The organism is Pseudomonas sp. NFACC25 (assembly GCF_900100935.1).
Taxonomy (GTDB): Bacteria; Pseudomonadota; Gammaproteobacteria; order Pseudomonadales; family Pseudomonadaceae; genus Aquipseudomonas; species Aquipseudomonas marginalis.
Map to the genome: position 1 here is coordinate 1 of NZ_FMUC01000002.1, position 19,641 is coordinate 19,641.

Sequence of the window (19,641 nt, forward strand, 5' to 3'; positions counted from 1 at the left end):
ATCGTTGGTTACATCTTTGATTTCTCGCGGAGTAACTTGTGATGCTGATAATCTTGTTGACTATCAGTCTGACTCCACAAGCACCCACACGAATTGCTTGATTCAGTTGTTAAAGAGCGGTTGGTTAAGAGCTTTCGTCTCAACCGAGGCGCGCATTCTACAGCAGCCTCATTTGCTGTCAAGTGATTATTTTCAGAAGCTTTCGAAGATTTCTTCAACAACTTCAACCACTTGCGCTTGCGATCTCTCGTCAGCGGGAGGCGAATTCTACAGCGTTACACGCTGCTGTCAACACCTCTCTTTCTCCGCTTTCGACCGAGAAGATCGAATCGTTAATAGCGCCAAACAACACGACTCTACCAACGCCTTCTGGGCTTCGATGAACTGAAGCAATCCGCTGCTTTATTCTGCATAACTCATTGTTTATCAAGGAGTTTTACGTTTCGACTGCGCCGGAAGTGGGGCGAATTATAGACAGATACAATTCGCCGTCAACACTTAATTTCAGGTTTATTCGGATTTGAGCGTAATACGCGCAAATGCCTTCTTCCCCGCCTGACAAACGTGGGTAGCACCCAGTTCGTATATAAAGGTGCGATCCACCACCTCACCATCTATACGCACACCGCCAGACCCCAGAAGGTCACGCGCGACCGCCGAGTTCTTCACCAGACCAGCCTTATTAAGGACTGCCGCAATCGGCATGGCCTCAGTAGCCGTCAATTCAATCTCAGGCAGATCATCCGGCAGCTCGCCATCTCTCATGCGGTTACCCGCCGCACGGTGAGCACTGGCCGCAGCCTCTTCACCATGGAAGCGCGCAACGATCTCTTCCGCCAGCTTGATCTTCACGTCACGCGGATTGGCACCCGCCTCTACATCCGCACGCAGCGCATCGATCTCATCCATCGAGCGGAAGCTCAACAGTTCGAAGTAGCGCCACATCAAGGCATCCGGGATAGAGACCAGCTTGCCGTACATCACACCCGGAGCTTCCTGGATGCCGACATAGTTGCCCAGGGACTTGGACATTTTCTTGACGCCATCCAATCCTTCCAACAACGGCATGGTCAGGATGCACTGAGCCTCCTGACCATAAGCACGCTGCAACTCACGCCCCATCAGCAGGTTGAATTTCTGGTCGGTACCACCCAACTCAACATCCGCGCGCAGCGCTACCGAGTCATAACCCTGAACCAGCGGATACAGGAACTCATGAATCGCGATCGGCTGATTGGTTGAATAGCGCTTATCGAAGTCATCACGCTCAAGCATGCGCGCCACGGTGTACTGGGAAGTGAGGCGAATGAAGTCCGCCGGCCCCATCTGATCCATCCAGGTGGAGTTAAACGCCACCTCGGTCTTGGCCGGATCAAGAATCTTGAATACCTGGGTCTTATAGGTCTCGGCATTATCGAGAACCTGCTCACGGGTCAGCGGCGGGCGCGTCGCACTCTTACCGCTCGGATCGCCGATCATCCCGGTGAAATCACCTATAAGGAAGATCACCTGATGCCCCAACTCCTGGAACTGACGCAGCTTATTAATAAGCACGGTATGACCCAGGTGCAGGTCGGGCGCCGTCGGATCGAAACCAGCCTTAATACGCAGGGGTTGGCCACGCTTGAGCTTTTCGATCAGCTCGGCCTCGACCAACAGTTCTTCCGCACCACGTTTTATCAGCGCTAGCTGTTCTTCAACCGACTTCATAACAGACCCGCAAGGCTCAGATTCAAAAGGGAACCAACCATACAAGATCAGGGACTAATTACAAGTTTTGCCCTGCGCACGGACACCGTTCAGCAAGCCCAGCGTTCGCGAGCTTGCGCCACAGATGATTTGGTTATATTTTATACAGTTATTTCATCTTCATCATGTCATTCATCTTTTCCATTTCATCTTCAAAGTCAAATTACCTATGACCACTGAACCGTCTAAAGCGCCGCCGCTTTACCCGAAGACCCACCTGCTCGCAGCAAGTGGTATCGCCGCCCTTCTCAGCCTGGCACTCCTGGTATTCCCTTCCAGTGACGTAGAAGCCAAACGAACATCCCTGAGCCTTGACTTGGAGAGTCCAGTTGAACAACTGACACAAGATCAAGACGCTTCCGACGTCCAACAAGCCACAAATGCTCCCACTGAATCGCCGTTTGCCCAGATCGAAAACACGCAGGAAGACACCCAGCAAGCCGTTCAAGAACAGAGAAAACCCGTAGTAGACACTGCCAAGAACCCTCAACACCGCGAAGTGATCGTGGCGAAAGGCGATACGCTTTCGACCCTGTTCGAGAAGGTAGGCCTTCCCGCAGCCACCGTTAACGATGTACTGGCCAGCGATAAACAAGCCAAGCAATTCACCCAGCTCAAACACGGCCAGAAACTGGAGTTCGAACTGACACCAGACGGTCAGCTGAACAACCTGCACACCAGCGTCAGTGACCTCGAGAGCATCTCCCTGACCAAGGGCGCCAAAGGCTTTGCCTTCAACCGTATTACCACCAAGCCAGTCATGCGCTCTGCCTACGTTCACGGCGTGATCAACAGCTCACTGTCGCAATCTGCCGCGCGCGCCGGCTTGTCCCATAGCATGACCATGGACATGGCCAGCGTGTTTGGCTACGACATCGACTTCGCCCAGGACATCCGCCAGGGTGATGAATTCGACGTGATCTACGAGCAGAAAGTCGCCAACGGCAAAGTGGTCGGCACCGGCAACATTCTCTCCGCACGCTTCACCAACCGTGGCAAGACCTACACCGCAGTGCGTTACACCAACAAGCAAGGCAACAGCAGCTACTACACCGCCGACGGCAACAGCATGCGCAAGGCCTTTATCCGCACCCCGGTGGATTTCGCTCGTATTAGCTCGCGTTTCTCCATGGGTCGCAAGCATCCAATTCTGAACAAAATCCGCGCCCACAAAGGCGTCGACTATGCCGCCCCACGCGGTACGCCTATCAAGGCGGCCGGCGATGGCAAGGTCCTGCTCGCAGGACGCCGCGGTGGCTACGGCAACACGGTGATCATCCAGCACGGCAACACCTACCGCACCCTGTATGGCCATATGCAAGGTTTCGCCAAGGGTGTGAAAACCGGCGGCAACGTGAAGCAAGGCCAAGTAATCGGTTACATCGGCACCACTGGCCTGTCCACCGGCCCGCACTTGCACTACGAGTTCCAGGTCAATGGTGTGCACGTTGACCCATTGGGACAGAAGCTGCCGATGGCCGACCCGATTGCCAAGGCCGAGCGCGCACGCTTTATGCAACAGAGCCAGCCGCTGATGGCGCGCATGGACCAGGAGCGCTCCACCCTGCTTGCTTCGGCGAAGCGTTAAGGTATGCCGTTCTATATAGGTGTAATGTCCGGGACCAGCCTCGATGGCCTGGACATCGCCCTGATCGAACAAGGCTCGGCGATCAATCTGATCGCCACCCACTACACACCGATGCCGGACACCCTGCGCGCAGAGCTGTTAAGCCTGTGCGCCAGCGGCCCGGATGAGATTGCCCGCTCAGCGATAGCCCAGCAGCATTGGGTCACACTCGCCGCCCACGGCATTCACACGGTGCTCGACCAGCACGACCTCAAGCCTCAAGACATACGCGCGATCGGCAGCCATGGCCAGACCATCCGTCACGAACCCGCCCGAGGCTTTACCGTGCAGATCGGCAACCCGGCATTGCTTGCGGAGCTGACGGGCATCAGCGTAGTCAGCGACTTCCGCAGCCGCGACGTTGCCGCTGGCGGCCAGGGCGCGCCTCTGGTGCCCGCCTTTCATGAGGCGTTGTTTGGCGAAAGCACCGGCAACCGTGCAGTGTTGAATATTGGGGGCTTCAGCAATCTCAGCTTGATCGAAACCGGCAAGCCCGTAGCCGGCTTCGACTGCGGCCCAGGCAATGTGCTGCTGGACGCCTGGATTCAACAGCAGCGCGGCGAACACTTTGACCGTGATGGGCAGTGGGCGGGTAGTGGCAAGGTCGAGCCTCAACTACTCACGGCCCTACTCAGCGATCCATTCTTCCTGACCAAAGGCCCGAAAAGCACCGGCCGTGAAGTGTTCAACCTCGAGTGGCTGCACCAGCATCTTGGCCGCCTGCCCGCCTTTGAACCCCAGGACGTACAGGCCAGCCTGCTGGAGCTGACTGTCCTGACCATCGTCGAGGCCCTGCAAACCGCGCAGCCCGAGACAGAAACGTTACTCGTCTGTGGCGGCGGCGCCCATAACACCACAATGATGAATCGTCTGGCCGCGTTGTTGCCATCCACTCAAGTCAGCAGCACCGCCACCCACGGCGTAGACCCGGACTGGGTCGAAGCCATGGCCTTCGCCTGGCTGGCTCACTGCTGCCTGGAAGGCATTGCCGCCAACCGGCCCAGTGTCACCGGCGCACGCGGGCTAAGGGTACTTGGCGCGATCTACCCCGCCTGACGAACACCTCGCCAGAATCGCAGACAGCAAAACGCCGCTTGGCCGATCAAAGCCACGCGGCGTTTTTATTCGTTGTAGATCAGGCTGTCGATCAGATCGAGAACGAAGAGCCGCAACCACAGGTGGTGGTCGCGTTAGGGTTCTTGATCACGAAACGCGAACCCTCCAGACCCTCCTGGTAATCCACCTCGGCACCTGCCAAGTATTGGAAGCTCATCGGGTCCACGACCAGGCTAACGCCCTCACGCTCAACGATGGTGTCATCGTCGGCCACATCTTCATCGAAGGTGAAACCGTACTGAAACCCTGAACAACCGCCGCCCGTAACGAATACGCGCAGCTTCAAGCGATCATTACCCTCTTCATCGACCAGGCTCTTCACCTTGTGCGCAGCACCGTGGGTAAATTGCAAAGCCGTGGGGGTGAAGGATTCAACGCTCATGCTGATAATCTCCCGGCGTAGCGCCGCCATATGCGTAATGGCGGGCATTATCCGCTTCTCCTAGAAAAGCGGTCAACTATTGTTACGGTATATCAATCTGCATCGCCGCCATTAGAAACACAAAAGGCCCGATCAACGGGCCTTTTGCACACTCTGCCAATGGTATTAAGGCAGCATGCCGGCGTGGGACAGACCCAGCTTTTCATCCAGGCCAAACAGGATGTTCATGTTCTGCACCGCCTGGCCCGACGCGCCCTTGACGAGGTTGTCGATCACCGACAACACCACCACCAGGTCACCATCCTGCGGACGATGCACCGCAATCCGACACACGTTGGCGCCTCGCACACTGCGGGTTTCCGGATGGCTGCCAGCAGGCATCACATCGACGAACGGCTCGTTGGCATAACGCTTTTCAAACAACGCCTGCAGGTCTACCGAACGTTCGACCACGGTGGCGTACAACGTGGAATGAATGCCACGAATCATCGGCGTCAGGTGTGGCACGAAGGTCAGGCCTACGTCTTTGCCGGCGGCGCGACGCAGCCCCTGACGAATCTCCGGCAGATGGCGATGCCCTTTTACTGCGTAAGCCTTCATGCTTTCCGACGTCTCGGAGTACAAGGAACCTACCGCTGCTCCACGACCGGCACCGCTGACACCCGACTTACAGTCTGCGATCAGGCGCGAAGCATCCGCCAGCCCGGCCTCGAGCAACGGCAGGAAGCCCAGTTGCGTCGCCGTCGGGTAGCAACCCGGCACGGCGATCAAGCGTGCCTGCTTGATCTGCTCACGATTGACTTCCGGCAGGCCGTACACCGCCTCTTCCAACAGTTCCGGTGCACCGTGAGGCTGGCCGTACCACTTGGCCCATTCGTCGGCGTCTTGCAGGCGGAAGTCCGCCGACAGGTCGATGACCTTGGTGCCAGCGGCCAGCAGTTCGCCAGCCAACGCATGGGCAACGCCATGGGGGGTGGCAAAGAACACCACATCGCAGGCACCAAGGGTGTTGATGTCCGGAACACTGAACGCCAGGCCGTCGTAGTGGCCTCGCAGGTTCGGGTACATATCGGCCACGGCCAGGCCGGCCTCGGATCGAGAGGTAATGACCACCACCTCAGCTTGCGGATGCTGGGCCAACAGACGCAGCAATTCGACACCGGTGTAACCCGTGCCGCCGACGATACCGACCTTGACCATAAACCTGCCCTCAACGAACCCACTGGAAAGCCGTCGATAATAGGGGCCGTATCGTCCTGCGACAACCGTCAGCGTGACGTATGGGCGCATGAGCCACTACTATCTGCGCTACCGTGAACCTGGGAATAACTAAAAATGCTTTATCTATGGGTCAAAGCCTTCCATATCGTCAGCATCGTCTGCTGGTTTGCCGGGCTGTTCTACCTGCCGCGCCTGTTCGTCTACCACGCTCAAAGCGAGGACACTGTCAGCAAGGAACGCTTCAGCGTCATGGAGCGCAAGCTCTACCGCGGCATCATGGGCCCGGCGATGCTGGCCAGCCTGGTGTTCGGTATCTGGCTGATAGCCCTTAACCCCGGCATCTTTCAATCGGGCGCCTGGATCCACGCCAAGTTGACCCTGGTAGTGTTCCTGATTGGCTACCACCATATGTGCGGCGCGCAGGTAAAACGTTTCGCCCGTGGCGAAAACACCCGCAGCCATGTCTTTTATCGCTGGTTCAATGAAGTCCCGGTTCTGATATTGCTGGCTATCGTAATTTTGGTCGTGGTCAAACCGTTCTAACGTCATTACTCGGGGTACCTCCAATGTCGCTGCCCACTCTGCTTGAACAACGTCTGCACCTGCCCGTGGTGGTGGCGCCGATGTTCCTGATTTCCAATCCGCAATTGGTGCTGGCCTGCTGCCGCAACGGCGTGATCGGCAGCTTCCCGGCGCTCAACCAGCGCGAGAGCAGTGGCTTCAAGGCCTGGCTGGAGGAAATCGAAGCGGGCCTGGCGCAGCTGGACAATCCTGCCCCCTACGCCGTCAACCTGATCGTGCACAACAGCAACCCTCGCCTTGAGGCTGACCTGGCGATCTGTGTTGAGCACAAGGTGCCGATCGTGATTACCAGCCTGGGCGCAGTGAAAGAAGTGGTAGATGCGGTGCACAGCTATGGCGGCCTGGTGTTTCACGATGTCACTACCCGTCGCCATGCCGAAAAAGCCGCTGAAGCCGGTGTCGACGGCCTGATCGCCGTGGCCGCAGGCGCCGGTGGCCATGCCGGTACCTGGAGCCCGTTTTCGCTGATCGCGGAGATTCGCCAATTCTTCGACAAAACCCTGCTGCTGGCCGGCTGCCTTAACCACGGCCATGAGATACTCGCCGCCCAGTTGCTGGGGGCAGACCTGGCGTATTTCGGCACCCGGTTTATCGGTACCACCGAAAGCCACGCCCCGGATGCGTATAAAGAGATGCTGCTCACATCGCGCGCCGCCGACATCGTGCACACTCCCGCAGTCTCCGGCGTGCCCGCAAGCTTTATGCGCCAGAGCCTGGAAAATGCCGGTTTCGACCTCGCTGCCCTGCAGGGCAAAGGCGAAGTAAACTTCGGCTCCAAGCTCAAGCCGCTGAGCGACGAAGCCAAGGCCTGGAAGACAGTATGGTCTGCAGGCCAAGGTGTCGGTGAGATTAATGATTTACCCGGCGTCGATGAACTCGTTGCCCGCCTGGATGCCGAATACCGCAAGGCGCGCGAGCAGGCGACACAGTTGCGCTGGCCACGCTGACCCAACCGCAAGGCCTGCCGATCGAGCAGGCCTGCACTACCCCACTGATTCAGTGACAAGGATGCCCGCATGAGCGACAACCGTTTCAAGATTGTGTTTGATGGGGCCCTGCTCCCGGGTGTCGAAAGCACCACAGCCAAGCTGAACCTGGCTGAACTGTTCAAGAGCACGGTCGAGGACATCGAGAAACTCTTCACCGGCCGCGTTGTTGCACTGAAACGCGACCTGTCCCGCCCCGACGCCGAAACCTACCTCACCGCGCTGAAAAACGCCGGGGTCGACGCGCGTATCGAGGCCGAACAGCCCGTAGCCTTCAGCCTTGCCGAAACCCACGAAACAGATTCCAGCGCTGCGGACTTCTCCCGTCCTGCGGCTTCGCCGTACGCACCACCGCGTGCCGCCGTAGGTGAAAGCCTGCCGGAATACGCCACCCTCAAGGTCTTCACCATCAATGGCCGTATTGGTCGTCTGCGGTACCTGGCATGGACGCTGGTACTGACAGTCGCCATGCTCGTCGCAGCCGGCATCCTCAGTACTGTGGGCTTTGCCATCGCAACCGCGTCGCCAACGATAGCCATTATCCTCGGCTCGCTGCTGGGCTTCGCGCTGTTCGTCGCGGTTGTGGTCGTGAGCGTGCAGATCGGCGTGCAGCGCCTGCACGATCTGGGCTGGTCCGGCTGGTTGTACCTGCTGAACCTGGTACCGCTGGTGAACAGTATTTTCCCGCTGCTGCTGTTGGTCATGCCAGGTAACACCGGCGCCAACCAGTACGGCGCACCGCCACCGCGCAACTCCACCGCGGTGAAGGTCCTGGCCTCGCTGTGGCTGGCATTCATCCCGCTGATGCTCATCATCGTGGTGTCGCTGGGCATGAACGGCTACCTGGATCAACTCGAAACCAACGTGGACAGCAGCTACGAAAGCAGCTCCATCACTTCCGATGAAGACGCCGATCAAAGCGTGATCGTCGACGAAGAAGACGCGCAAAGTGCTGACGACGCGGCCGAACCTGTAGACTCTCCAGAACAGTAAAGAAACGCGCCGCGCCTGCGATGCCTCCATCCCAGGCGCGGCGTGTTGCGATGGAGAAAGGCATGACCCGTTACGCTCTGATCACCGGTGCCTCCAGCGGCATCGGCCTGGCTTTGGCCGAAGCCCTGGCCCGTCGCGGCCGCAGCTTGATTCTGGTGGCCCGCCAGCGTGATCAGTTGGAAAACATTGCAATCGAATTGACCCAACGCTTCGGCGTCGAGGTGCTGTTTCGGGCATGCGATCTCGGCGAGCCATTGCGCTTGTCCGGGTTCCTGCTGGAGCTGGAAGAAGGCGAGCGGCAGATCGATTTGCTGGTGAACTGCGCCGGCATTGGCACCAGCGGGCCATTCCTGGCCCAGGACTGGATGACCGAACAAGACCTCATCGAAGTCAACATCCTTGCCCTCACCCGCATGTGTCACGCCCTGGGCAACACCATGGCGCTGCACGGTGGCGGGCAGATTCTCAACGTCGCCTCGGTCGCCGCGTTCCAACCCGGCCCGTGGATGAGCAGCTACTACGCCAGCAAGGCCTACGTGCTGCATTTCTCCGAAGGCTTGCGCGAAGAACTGAAGACCTGTGGCATCAAGGTCTCGGTGCTTTGCCCCGGTCCTACGCGCACCGCCTTCTTCGGTACGGCGCAGATGGACACCGCCAGACTCGAGCGCAGCGAGCAATTGATGAGCCCGGAAGAAGTGGCGCTCTATACCGTGCGCGCACTGGAAAAGAACAAAGCCATCATCATTCCTGGACGACGTAATCGCTGGCTGGCCTTCAGCCCGCGTTTCAGCCCGCGCTGGTTGACTCGCAAGATCGCCGGGGCGATCAACAAGGCCTATTGCCCGCGCTGATCGCCTGGGTACACTCACCTTGCACTTTCATAATGGAGAAACAGCTGTGGATACTCTGTTCACCAAAATCATCAACCGGGAAATACCTGCGGATATCATCTATGAAGATGATCAAGTCCTGGCCTTCAAGGACATCCACCCGGCAGCGCCCGTGCATTTCCTGGTCATCCCGAAAAAACACATCCCCACCCTCAATGACCTGACCGAGGAAGACAAAGCCCTGGCCGGCCATATTCTGTTCACGGCCCAGCGCCTGGCGGTGGAACAAGGCTGTGAAGAAGGCTTCCGGGTGGTGATGAACTGCAACCCGAAAGGCGGGCAGACCGTTTACCACATCCATATGCATGTGCTGGGCCAGCGCCAGATGAACTGGCCGCCGGGCTGAAATAGCCCGCTACAAGGGGCGCAGCCCAAGGCTGCGACCCCATGCCCTTGACTCAGGGCAAACGCGTTCCTCTCTCTTGCGGTAAACTGGCCGCCGAGATTCTTCCCGGAGGTCAGCATGACTACCCAACGTCACTACTCGCCCATTGACCGTCTGTTGCTGCAAGCCGACATGGCCATGCGCACACTGCTGCCCTTCAGCGGCCAACCGTACCGCCCGTCGCCCGCCATCGTGCAGCCTGACGCGCAGATGAGCGAGACCGAGACCCGCCATGTCGCAGGCCTGATGCGTATCAACCATACCGGTGAAGTCTGTGCCCAGGCGCTGTACCAGGGCCAGGCCCTGACCGCCAAGCTGCCGCAGGTGCGCGCGGCCATGGAGCATGCGGCCGAGGAAGAAATCGATCACCTGGCCTGGTGCGAGCAACGTATTCGCCAGTTGGGTAGCCATCCCAGCGTGCTCAACCCGCTGTTCTACGGTTTGTCATTCGGCATCGGCGCGGCTGCCGGCTTGATCAGCGACAAGGTCAGCCTCGGCTTTGTCGCCGCGACGGAACATCAAGTGTGCAAGCACCTGGATGAACATCTGGAGCAACTGCCGGCCGATGACGAAAAGTCCCGGGCGATTCTTGAGCAGATGCGTATCGATGAAGCGCACCACGCCGAAAGTGCATTGGATGCCGGCGGTTTCCGCTTCCCGGCGCCAGTGCGATTCGGCATGAGCCTGCTGGCCAAGGTCATGACCAAAAGCACCTACCGCATCTGACTAAACCTGCGGCTGCAAAAAAGGGCGCTATCGAAGCGCCCTTTTCTTTTGCCGATTGGCGGTCAACCCAACTCGATGATCTCGTAGTCATGGGTGATGGCCACACCCGCCGCGCCGAGCATGATTGACGCCGAGCAGTATTTCTCGGCCGACAACTCGATAGCACGCTTGACCTGGGCTTCTTTCAACGCCCGGCCCTTCACCACGAAATGCATGTGGATCTTGGTAAACACCTTGGGATCTTCAGTGGCGCGCTCGGCTTCCAGGAAGGCTTCGCAGCTTTCCACGGCCTGGCGGGATTTTTTCAGGATGCTGACCACGTCGAAATTGCTGCAACCGCCCACACCAAGCAGGAGCATTTCCATCGGGCGTACGCCCAGGTTACGGCCACCGGCTTCCGGCGGGCCATCCATGACCACCACATGGCCACTGCCCGACTCACCGAGGAACATGGCTTCGCCCGCCCATTGGATGCGTGCCTTCATCGCCCAGACTCCACTGCTAAAAAAGGGTCGCCAGCTTAGCACAGGGCCCGGGCGCAACCGCGCTTCCCATCAAAGCGATCAATAACGGAGCTGACTCGGAAAATTCGCTAATCGAGTCAGAATGTGTCTGTTAAGCTGGCGCCAAAGGAGTGGCGTATTGCCACCCTTATACAACGTGTATCAATGCCGATACCGCTGAGTACAACAACTCCAACCCCCTCGCGCTGCCTTTCGGGATACAACCATGGTTGCTCTTACGCCCATACCCAAGATCAAGAATCTCGACAAGTTGCTGATGCACTGCCAGCGCCGGCGCCACCCCGCCAAGCACAACATCATCTGCGCCGGTGAGCGCTCCGAAACACTGTTTTTCATTATCAAGGGCTCAGTCACCATCCTGATCGAGGATGAAGACGGCCGCGAAATGATCATCGCCTACCTGAACACCGGGGATTTTTTCGGCGAGCTGGGGCTGTTTGAACAAGCAGGCAAGGAGCAGGAGCGCAGCGCCTGGGTGCGGACCAAGGTCGAGTGCGAAGTGGCCGAGATCAGTTACGCAAAGTTTCGCGAACTCGCCCAGCAGGACCCCGATATTCTCTACGCCCTCAGTGGTCAGATCGCCCAGCGCCTGCGAGACACTACGCGCAAGGTTGGCGACCTGGCGTTCTTCGACGTCACCGGACGTGTGGCCCGTTGCTTGCTGGAGCTGTGCAAGCAGCCCGATGCAATGACTCACCCCGACGGCATGCAGATCAAGATCACCCGCCAGGAAATCGGGCGCATTGTCGGTTGTTCACGGGAGATGGTCGGCCGCGTGCTCAAGGATCTGGAAGAGCGCAACCTGGTGCACGTCAAAGGCAAGACGATGGTGGTGTTCGGTACCCGTTAAGCCGGCAGGAAGCTGGCCAGCATTTGTCGGTACAAGGTGTCCAGCCGGCTGATTGCGTCCGGCGCGGGGAAGGCTTCGTGCAGGGCAATATGGCTGTCGGCGCGAACCCGTTGCTCCAGGCCGCAGGCTTGGTTGAAGCGGTTGACCGCCGCGATCAGTTCTTCACGATCGTTATCCAGCAACAACGCACCGTGCACCAACCCCACCGGGCGCCCCCCGCTTTGCCGCCAGCGCTGGGCAGTACCGACCATTTTGCGCCCGTTGAGGTTGACGTTGTAACGACCGTCGCAGAATGCACCGTCGATTTCCCCGACGGAGGCATCGCCCCCCAACTCGATAAGTAAATCGCAGATCGGCTGGCATAGACGCTGGTAACCGGTTTCGATGCGACCTTGATCACCCTCACTGCGCGGCGGAGCGTAGACCAGGGCGATATTGACCGTGGCGCTGGACTGCGGCACCGGTTCGCCGCCGGTTTCGCGCAAGAGCACCGGCCAACCGGCATCCGCAGACACGCGGCTGGCGACATCGAAAGCAGGCAATCGGCTCAAGCGGCGTGGCATCACCAGTGCCTGGTCGCTGGGCTGCCAGAACAACAACCCAAACGCCTGCTCACCCGCGCAAACGGCGGCCAGCAAGGCTTGCTCGGCGGCAAGGCCTGCTTCAACACGCATCGACACTGGCTGGATCAATGGGCACCTACCTATCTGAATAAACACAAACCCAAATGTGGGAGGGGGCTTGCCCCCGATAGCGGTGTGTCAGTCGAGAATGCTCCAACTGAACCGCCGCCATCGGGGCAAGCCCCCTCCCACACGTTGATCGCATTTCAAATCAATCGAGAGTGGAACCACTGACCGCCACGCCACGCTCCGGGAAGAACAGACGCTGCAGTTCCGCCCCCGGGTTCTCGGCACGCATGAAGGTCTCACCCACCAGGAACGAATAAACGTCACTGATTTCCATCAGCTCCACATCGGCACGGTTGACGATGCCACTTTCGGTAATCACCAGGCGATCGCGCGGAATACGCGGCAGCAGGTCGAGGGTGTTTTCCAGGCTGACTTCGAAGGTGTGCAGGTTACGGTTGTTGACCCCCACCAGCGGTGTGTCGAGGGTTTTCAGCGCGCGCTCCAGCTCATCGCCGTCGTGCACCTCCACCAGCACATCCAGGCCAACGCTTTTGGCCACGGCCGCCAGCTCGGCCATCTTCACGTCATCCAATGCGGAGACAATCAACAACACACAGTCGGCACCCAAGGCACGGGCTTCGACGATCTGGTACGGATCGACCATGAAATCCTTGCGGATCACCGGCAACTTGCACGCGGCGCGGGCCTGCTGCAGGAACAGGTCGGAACCCTGGAAAAAATCGATGTCAGTGAGTACCGACAGGCACGTCGCCCCACCCTTCTCGTAGCTGAGAGCGATTTCCGCCGGTACAAAGTTTTCGCGGATCACGCCCTTGCTCGGCGATGCTTTCTTGATCTCGGCGATCACGGCCGGCTGCTTGAGCTTGGCCTGGGCGATCAGTGCCTTGGCAAATCCACGCGGTGCGTCAGCGGCTTTCGCTTGGGCTTCCAACTCGGCCAGGCTCACACGGGAACGGCGTTCGGCGACTTCTTCAGCCTTGCGGGCCAGGATTTTTTCCAGAACGGTCGGCACACTCATCCTTCATTCTCCATCTTGAATACAGCGGTGAATGCTCCCAGCTCTTCGAGCTTTTCACGAGCCAGACCGGTGTGCAGCGCATCGTGGGCCAATTCGACACCTTCCTTAAGACTATAGGCATGATCGGCTGCGTAAAGTGCCGCGCCAGCATTCAGAACAATCATTTCCGCGGCTTTTTGACCGTTCTCGGTCTTACGACGCCCCAGGGCATCGCGAATCAGCTCCAGGGACGCCGCCGGGCTTTCCACCGCCAGGCCGTGCAGGCTCTGGCTCTTCATGCCCAAGTCTTCCGGTTCGACCCAGTATTCGCTGATCTGGTCATCCTTCAGCTCCGCCACAAACGTTGGCGCCGCCAGGCTGAACTCGTCCAGGCCGTCTTTGGAATGCACCACCAGCACATGCTTGCTGCCCATGCGTTGGAGTACTTCAGCCAATGGCCGGCACAGCGCCTGGCTGAACACGCCTACCACCTGGTGCTTCACACCGGCCGGATTCGTAAGCGGGCCGAGCATGTTGAACAGGGTACGCAGGCCAAGGTCCTTGCGTGGGCCGGCGGCGTGCTTCATTGCACCATGATGGGACTGGGCAAACATAAAGCCGATGCCGACGTTGTCGATGCAGCGCGCCACTTGTACCGGCGTGAGGTTCAGGTAGATACCGGCCGCTTCCAGCAGGTCGGCACTGCCGCTCTTGCCGGACACCGCGCGGTTACCGTGCTTGGCCACGGTGCAGCCCGCCGCCGCCACCACAAAGGACGAGGCCGTCGAGACGTTGAAGATGTTCGCACCGTCACCGCCGGTGCCGACCACGTCGACCACGCCGTCGAGGGTCTTGAGCTCGACCTTGTCCGCCAGCTCACGCATCACCGATACGGCGCCGACGATCTCGTCGATGCTTTCACTCTTCATGCGCATTGCCATCATGAAAGCGCCGATCTGCGCGTCGGTGCATTGACCGGTCATGATTTCGCGCATCACATCGCTCATTTCAGCGGTGCTCAGGTCCAGATGGCCGACGATACGGCTCAGGGCAGTCTTGATATCCATGGAAAGTCCTTAGCGCGTGCCGCCGCTCTGCTTGAGAAAGTTGGCGAACAGCTCGTAGCCCTGCTCGGTCAGGATCGATTCAGGGTGAAACTGCACCCCTTCGATATTCAGTGTCTTGTGACGCAGGCCCATGATCTCGTCGACGGAGCCGTCTTCCAGCTGGGTCCAGGCCGTCAGCTCCAGGCATTCCGGCAGGGTTTCGCGCTTGACCACCAGCGAGTGGTAGCGGGTCACGGTCACCGGGTTATTGAGTGCCTGGAATACGCCCAGGTCTTTATGGAACACCGGGCTGGTCTTGCCGTGCATCACCTGGCGCGCACGCACCACATCACCGCCAAAGGCCTGGCCGATGGATTGGTGGCCCAGGCAGACGCCCAGGATCGGCAGCTTGCCGGCGAAGTACTTGATGGCTTCGAGGGAGATACCCGCCTCGGTCGGCGTGCAGGGGCCCGGCGAAACCACGATACGTTCCGGGTTCAGGGCGGCGATTTCGGCCACGGTCAGTTCGTCATTGCGAACCACCTTGACCTCGGCGCCCAGCTCCCCCAGGTACTGCACAACGTTGTAGGTAAAGGAATCGTAGTTATCAATCATCAGCAACATGGGGGAAACCTCAAGAATTGGGGGTCTGTTCAGCCAGCGCTACGGCGCGGAACATCGCGCGGCGCTTGTTCAGGGTTTCTTCCCATTCGAGGGCCGGCACCGAGTCGGCGACAATCCCGCCACCGGCCTGCACGTGCAGCTCCCCGTCCTTGATCACCGCAGTGCGAATCGCAATGGCAGTGTCCATGTTGCCGTTCCAGGCGAAATACCCCACGGCGCCGCCATAGACACCGCGCTTGACCGGCTCCAGTTCGTCGATGATTTCCATCGCACGGATCTTCGGCGCCCCCGACAAGGTGCCTGCCGGCAGAATCGCCCGCAACGCGTCCATCGCAGTCAGCCCGGCCTTCAGCTCGCCGGTGACGTTGGACACGATGTGCATCACGTTGGAATAACGCTCAATGACCATCTTCTCGGTCAACTTCACCGAGCCGATTTCCGAGACACGCCCGGTGTCATTGCGGCCCAGGTCGATCAGCATCAGGTGTTCGGCGATTTCCTTGTCGTCGCTGAGCAGGTCTTCTTCGAGCGCCAGATCCGCTTCTTCGGTCGCGCCACGCGGGCGTGTGCCGGCAATCGGGCGCACGGTGATCAGGTTGTCCTCGACACGCACCAGCACCTCCGGCGAGCTGCCCACTACGTGGAAGTCACCAAAGTTGAAGAAGTACATGTACGGCGTCGGGTTGAAGCAGCGCAGCGCCCGGTACAGGTCGATGGGTGCCGCCTTGAAGTCGATGGACATGCGTTGCGACGGCACCACCTGCATGCAGTCACCGGCGAGGATGTATTCCTTGATGGTATCGACCGCGCGCTCATAGTCATCCTGGGTAAAGCTGGAGCGGAACACCGGATCAGCCGCCGGCGGACGGCTGAGGTCCAGGCCGCGACGCGGGGTGATCGGCTGGCGCAGTTTTTCCAACAGCGCTTCGAGGCTGGCCTGGCCTTGCTCGAAGGCGTCGGCCTGGGACGGGTCGGCGAGCACGATCGCGTGCATCTTGCCGGCGAGGTTGTCGAACACCACCACCGCATCGGAGACCATCAGCAGAATGTCCGGCACGCCCAGGGGGTCAGGGTTCGGGCATTTGCCCAGGCGTTTTTCCACATAGCGCACGCAGTCGTAGCCGAAGTACCCCACCAGGCCGCCGTTGAAGCGCGGCAGGCCAGGGATGGTCGGCACGTTGTAGCGCGCCTTGAAGGCTTCGACGAAGGCCAGCGGGTCTTCGACCTCATGACTTTCGATCTCGACACCATCATGGGTGATGCTCACATGATGGTCGTGCACCCGCAGCACAGTGCGGCATGGCAGGCCGATGATCGAGTAACGGCCCCATTTCTCGCCGCCCTGTACCGACTCCAGCAGGTAGGAGTTGGGCTGGTCGGCCAGTTTCAGGTAGATCGACAACGGCGTGTCGAAGTCGGCCAGGGTTTCGCAGGCCAGGGGGATACGGTTATAGCCGGCAGCGGCCAAACGCAGGAATTCTTCGCGGATCATGAGGTGCCTCGTGGCGTGAGGGTCTAACAGTCAGGTATGCAAACGTGCCGCATGGCGCGGCCAGGATCAGTCAGGCGCGCCAACGCCAGCGGGCCAGGGCCTTGATGACTTTCATCCAGAGTTTGCGAGTGACCACCACGATGGAATTTCCAGAAGGGGACGGATCGATGTCGGGCAACGTTATCTCAGCGCCAGCTCCCAAGCAACCGGGGATTAGCAGTCTCAGATCATCAATCACCAGCGACGGCGACTCTTCGGCGATCGGACGACCATGGTTGTAGCCGTAACTCAGGGCCACGCACTGCACGCCGGCCGCTTTCGCCGCCAGCACGTCACTGCGTGAATCGCCGACAAACAGCGACTGGGACGCCGGAATATTGGCCATTTTCATCACGAAAAACAGCGCCGCCGGGTCGGGTTTCTTCTGCGGCAAGGTATCGCCACCAATGATCCAGCGGAAATAACGGCCGATTTTCATCTGGTCCAACAGCGGCGCGACAAAGCGCTCCGGCTTGTTGGTGATCAGGGCCATTTCCACGCCCTGCTTGCTCAGCCACTTGAGGGTGTCGCGTACGCCGGGGTAGACCACGGTCAGTTCGTGGCTGCGCTCATAGGCTGCGTTGAACAGTTCCAGGGCGTGCTCGGCCTCAACCTCATCGACACCTTCGGCATCGATGTGATTGGCCAGGGCCCGGCGAACCAGCATCGGCGCGCCATTGCCGACCCATTCGCGTACCGACGCAAGCCCCGCCGGCTTGCGTCCCAGCTTGAGCAGCATCTCGTCCACCGCCGCCGCCAGGTCTGGCACCGAGTCGATCAAGGTACCGTCCAGATCGAACATCACCAGCCGTGGCAGTTTGCCGGGGAACAGCTGCTCAAAGCCGCTCATGGACGCGCCAGCGCCAATTCGGCGCGCATCCTGGCGATGACTTCCTCGTAGTCCGGGGCGTTGAAGATCGCCGAGCCGGCCACGAAGGTGTCGGCGCCGGCAGCCGCGATTTCACGGATATTGTTGACGTTGACCCCACCGTCGATTTCCAGGCGGATGTCGCGACCCGACGCATCGATCAGCGCACGGGCTTCACGCAGCTTGTCGAGGGTACCGGGGATGAACTTCTGCCCGCCGAAGCCTGGGTTGACGCTCATCAGCAGCACCATGTCGACCTTGTCCATCACGTACTTGAGCACGTCCAGCGGGGTGGCCGGGTTGAACACCAGGCCGGCCTTGCAACCGCCCTCGCGGATCAGTTGCAAGGTGCGGTCGACGTGCAGCGAGGCTTCCGGGTGGAAGGTGATGTAGGTCGCGCCGGCGTCAACGAAATCACCGATGATGCGATCCACCGGGCTGACCATCAGGTGCGCATCGATCGGCGCGGTGATGCCGTACTTGCGCAGCGCCGCGCAGACCATCGGACCGATGGTCAGGTTGGGCACGTAGTGGTTGTCCATGACATCGAAGTGCACGAAGTCGGCACCGGCGGCCAACACCTTGTCCACTTCCTCACCCAGGCGGGCGAAATCGGCGGAGAGAATCGATGGAGCAATAACGAAGGGCTGCATGACGCACCTTTTTTGAGCTAAATCACGATGGCGCGCATTGTATACCTCATGCTTTGCCCTGCGCACCGTGACCTAACTCAACGGCTAGTACGCCGCCCGATAGATTTTCTCGATATCGGCCGCGCTGAGCTTGCGCGGGTTGTTACGCATCAGGCGCTCGATACCCGCCGCTTCCGTGGCCATGGCCGGGATGGCGTCCTCGGGAACCCCGAAACTGCGCAGGCCGGAAGGAATCTCCACGGCGGCACACAATCGCGTCATCGCCTCGACGGCCTGGTCGGCGGCATCGTTGACACTCAGGCCGCTGACATTCACGCCCATGGCCTGGGCAATGTCCTGCATACGCTCGACACAGGCCAGTTTGTTCCAGTGCATCACGTAGGGCAGCAACAGCGCATTGCTGACGCCATGGGCAATATTGAATCGCCCGCCCAGCGGGTAGGCCAACGCATGCACGGCGCCCACCCCGGCATTACCGAAGGCCATGCCGGCCATCAGGCTGGCGGTGGCCATATCGTCGCGGGCCTGCAGGTTGGCCGGGTTGGCGTAGGCCTTGGGCAGCGCCTTGGCGATCAGCTTGATCGCCCCAATGGCCAGGGCATCCGTGATCGGCGAGGCGTTCAGGGAAAGGTAGGACTCAATCGCGTGCACCAGCGCATCCACGCCACTGGCGGCGGTGACACTGCGCGGGCAGGTCAGGGTCATTTGCGGGCTGATCAGCGCGACGTCCGGCAGCAGGTAGTCGCTGACGATGCCTTTCTTCAACTGCGCGACCTTGTCGGAGAGGATCGCCACATTGGTCACTTCCGAGCCGGTGCCGGCCGTGGTCGGGATGGCGATCAGCGGCGGGCCCTTGCGCGGCACCTGGTCGACACCGAATAAGTCCGCCAGGGCGCCGTGGTAACCGGCATAGGCGGCAACGCTTTTGGCAATATCGATGGCACTGCCTCCACCCAGGCCGATCAGGCCGTCGTGGCCACCGTCGCGGTACGCCTGCATGCAGTCTTCGACGATGGAGATTTCCGGGTCGGGCAGCACGCGGTCGAAAATCTCGTAAGGGCGCTCACCCAGGTGTTCGAGTGCCAGCGCCACCGTACCGGACTTGACCAGCGCCGCATCGGTGACAATCAACGGGTTATCCACATCCAGGCGCGTCAACTCGGCGGCCAGTTGTTCAATGGCGCCAGCGCCGGTCAGCAGTTTGTGGGCGATCTTGAATGAGGAAGTACTCATGTGCG

Annotated in this window: 22 protein-coding genes; 10 read left to right on the plus strand and 12 right to left on the minus strand. The window is 59.8% G+C overall.

Annotation, left to right across the window (positions count from 1 at the left end; translation table 11 throughout):
• On the plus strand, window positions 1–388 hold a 388-nt coding region (locus BLQ09_RS31395; RefSeq protein ID WP_256568681.1), incomplete at its 5' end, for a hypothetical protein.
• A gap of 122 nt (window positions 389–510) precedes the next feature.
• On the opposite strand, the gene tyrS is transcribed toward BLQ09_RS31395, so the two are convergent.
• Entirely contained in the window at window positions 511–1,710 is a 1,200-nt protein-coding gene (gene tyrS, locus BLQ09_RS04060) for a tyrosine--tRNA ligase (RefSeq protein ID WP_027605883.1), read from the minus strand.
• A gap of 208 nt (window positions 1,711–1,918) precedes the next feature.
• Between tyrS and BLQ09_RS04065 the strand changes: the two genes are divergently transcribed.
• Together BLQ09_RS04065 and BLQ09_RS04070 are read left to right on the plus strand one after the other, a co-directional pair.
• On the plus strand, window positions 1,919–3,337 hold the full coding sequence (locus BLQ09_RS04065; protein ID WP_092355498.1) for a peptidoglycan DD-metalloendopeptidase family protein: 1,419 nt from the start codon (window positions 1,919–1,921) through the stop codon (window positions 3,335–3,337).
• 3 nt (window positions 3,338–3,340) lie between these two features.
• On the plus strand, window positions 3,341–4,432 hold the full coding sequence (locus tag BLQ09_RS04070) for an anhydro-N-acetylmuramic acid kinase (protein WP_092355500.1): 1,092 nt from the start codon (window positions 3,341–3,343) through the stop codon (window positions 4,430–4,432).
• Window positions 4,433–4,523: 91 nt separating this feature from the next.
• Here the strand turns inward: BLQ09_RS04070 and erpA are convergent, their stop codons facing one another.
• Both erpA and argC read right to left on the minus strand, forming a co-directional pair.
• Window positions 4,524–4,874 (minus strand): iron-sulfur cluster insertion protein ErpA, encoded by a 351-nt coding sequence (erpA, locus tag BLQ09_RS04075; RefSeq protein WP_003176443.1) that lies wholly within the window; start codon window positions 4,872–4,874, stop codon window positions 4,524–4,526.
• 165 nt (window positions 4,875–5,039) lie between these two features.
• Entirely contained in the window at window positions 5,040–6,074 is a 1,035-nt protein-coding gene (argC, locus tag BLQ09_RS04080) for an N-acetyl-gamma-glutamyl-phosphate reductase (protein ID WP_092355503.1), read from the minus strand.
• A 135-nt stretch (window positions 6,075–6,209) separates the two neighbouring features.
• Here argC and hemJ point away from each other — a divergent pair, with 135 nt between their 5' ends.
• The 6 genes from hemJ to coq7 all read left to right on the plus strand — a co-directional run bounded on the left by hemJ (window position 6,210) and on the right by coq7 (window position 10,657).
• Window positions 6,210–6,638: a protoporphyrinogen oxidase HemJ gene (gene hemJ / locus BLQ09_RS04085; protein ID WP_027605887.1), complete on the plus strand. Its 429-nt coding sequence runs from the start codon at window positions 6,210–6,212 to the stop codon at window positions 6,636–6,638.
• Window positions 6,639–6,661: 23 nt separating this feature from the next.
• On the plus strand, window positions 6,662–7,624 hold the full coding sequence (locus tag BLQ09_RS04090; protein WP_092355505.1) for an NAD(P)H-dependent flavin oxidoreductase: 963 nt from the start codon (window positions 6,662–6,664) through the stop codon (window positions 7,622–7,624).
• Window positions 7,625–7,693: 69 nt separating this feature from the next.
• Window positions 7,694–8,656, plus strand: coding sequence for a DUF805 domain-containing protein (locus BLQ09_RS04095; protein ID WP_027605889.1), 963 nt, complete (start codon window positions 7,694–7,696; stop codon window positions 8,654–8,656).
• A 62-nt stretch (window positions 8,657–8,718) separates the two neighbouring features.
• Window positions 8,719–9,507: an SDR family NAD(P)-dependent oxidoreductase gene (locus BLQ09_RS04100; protein ID WP_027605890.1), complete on the plus strand. Its 789-nt coding sequence runs from the start codon at window positions 8,719–8,721 to the stop codon at window positions 9,505–9,507.
• Window positions 9,508–9,553: 46 nt separating this feature from the next.
• Window positions 9,554–9,892 (plus strand): histidine triad nucleotide-binding protein, encoded by a 339-nt coding sequence (locus tag BLQ09_RS04105; RefSeq protein ID WP_010206940.1) that lies wholly within the window; start codon window positions 9,554–9,556, stop codon window positions 9,890–9,892.
• A gap of 117 nt (window positions 9,893–10,009) precedes the next feature.
• Window positions 10,010–10,657, plus strand: a complete 648-nt coding sequence (gene coq7, locus BLQ09_RS04110; protein ID WP_092355508.1) for a 2-polyprenyl-3-methyl-6-methoxy-1,4-benzoquinone monooxygenase — start codon at window positions 10,010–10,012, stop codon at window positions 10,655–10,657.
• Between the two features lie 62 nt (window positions 10,658–10,719).
• Here the strand turns inward: coq7 and BLQ09_RS04115 are convergent, their stop codons facing one another.
• On the minus strand, window positions 10,720–11,142 hold the full coding sequence (locus tag BLQ09_RS04115; protein WP_005792019.1) for an OsmC family protein: 423 nt from the start codon (window positions 11,140–11,142) through the stop codon (window positions 10,720–10,722).
• Between the two features lie 244 nt (window positions 11,143–11,386).
• On the opposite strand from BLQ09_RS04115, the gene crp reads away from it, so the two are divergent.
• Window positions 11,387–12,031, plus strand: a complete 645-nt coding sequence (crp, locus tag BLQ09_RS04120; RefSeq protein ID WP_027605892.1) for a cAMP-activated global transcriptional regulator CRP — start codon at window positions 11,387–11,389, stop codon at window positions 12,029–12,031.
• Here crp and BLQ09_RS04125 read toward each other — a convergent pair.
• The 8 genes from BLQ09_RS04125 to BLQ09_RS04160 form a co-directional block, all read right to left on the minus strand.
• Window positions 12,028–12,723, minus strand: coding sequence for a lipoate--protein ligase family protein (locus tag BLQ09_RS04125; protein ID WP_065938246.1), 696 nt, complete (start codon window positions 12,721–12,723; stop codon window positions 12,028–12,030). The genes crp and BLQ09_RS04125 overlap by 4 nt on opposite strands.
• A gap of 142 nt (window positions 12,724–12,865) precedes the next feature.
• Window positions 12,866–13,702, minus strand: a complete 837-nt coding sequence (gene trpC, locus BLQ09_RS04130) for an indole-3-glycerol phosphate synthase TrpC (protein WP_027605894.1) — start codon at window positions 13,700–13,702, stop codon at window positions 12,866–12,868.
• The gene (trpD, locus tag BLQ09_RS04135; protein ID WP_027605895.1) at window positions 13,699–14,748 is read right to left on the minus strand and encodes an anthranilate phosphoribosyltransferase; all 1,050 of its coding nucleotides are present in this window, start codon (window positions 14,746–14,748) and stop codon (window positions 13,699–13,701) included. Before trpD ends, trpC begins: the two co-directional genes overlap by 4 nt.
• A 9-nt stretch (window positions 14,749–14,757) precedes the next feature.
• Window positions 14,758–15,351, minus strand: a complete 594-nt coding sequence (locus BLQ09_RS04140; RefSeq protein ID WP_024077700.1) for an aminodeoxychorismate/anthranilate synthase component II — start codon at window positions 15,349–15,351, stop codon at window positions 14,758–14,760.
• Between the two features lie 10 nt (window positions 15,352–15,361).
• Window positions 15,362–16,843, minus strand: coding sequence for an anthranilate synthase component I (gene trpE / locus BLQ09_RS04145; RefSeq protein ID WP_027605896.1), 1,482 nt, complete (start codon window positions 16,841–16,843; stop codon window positions 15,362–15,364).
• Window positions 16,844–16,913: 70 nt separating this feature from the next.
• Complete coding sequence (locus BLQ09_RS04150) at window positions 16,914–17,732, minus strand: phosphoglycolate phosphatase (protein WP_065925377.1); 819 nt, start codon at window positions 17,730–17,732, stop codon at window positions 16,914–16,916.
• Window positions 17,729–18,403 (minus strand): ribulose-phosphate 3-epimerase, encoded by a 675-nt coding sequence (rpe, locus tag BLQ09_RS04155; protein ID WP_027605898.1) that lies wholly within the window; start codon window positions 18,401–18,403, stop codon window positions 17,729–17,731. Before rpe ends, BLQ09_RS04150 begins: the two co-directional genes overlap by 4 nt.
• Before the next feature lie 84 nt (window positions 18,404–18,487).
• Window positions 18,488–19,636 carry an iron-containing alcohol dehydrogenase gene (locus BLQ09_RS04160; RefSeq protein ID WP_065925379.1) on the minus strand — a complete coding sequence of 383 codons (1,149 nt, stop codon included), beginning with the start codon at window positions 19,634–19,636 and terminating at the stop codon, window positions 18,488–18,490.
• Between the last annotated feature and the right edge of the window lie 5 nt (window positions 19,637–19,641).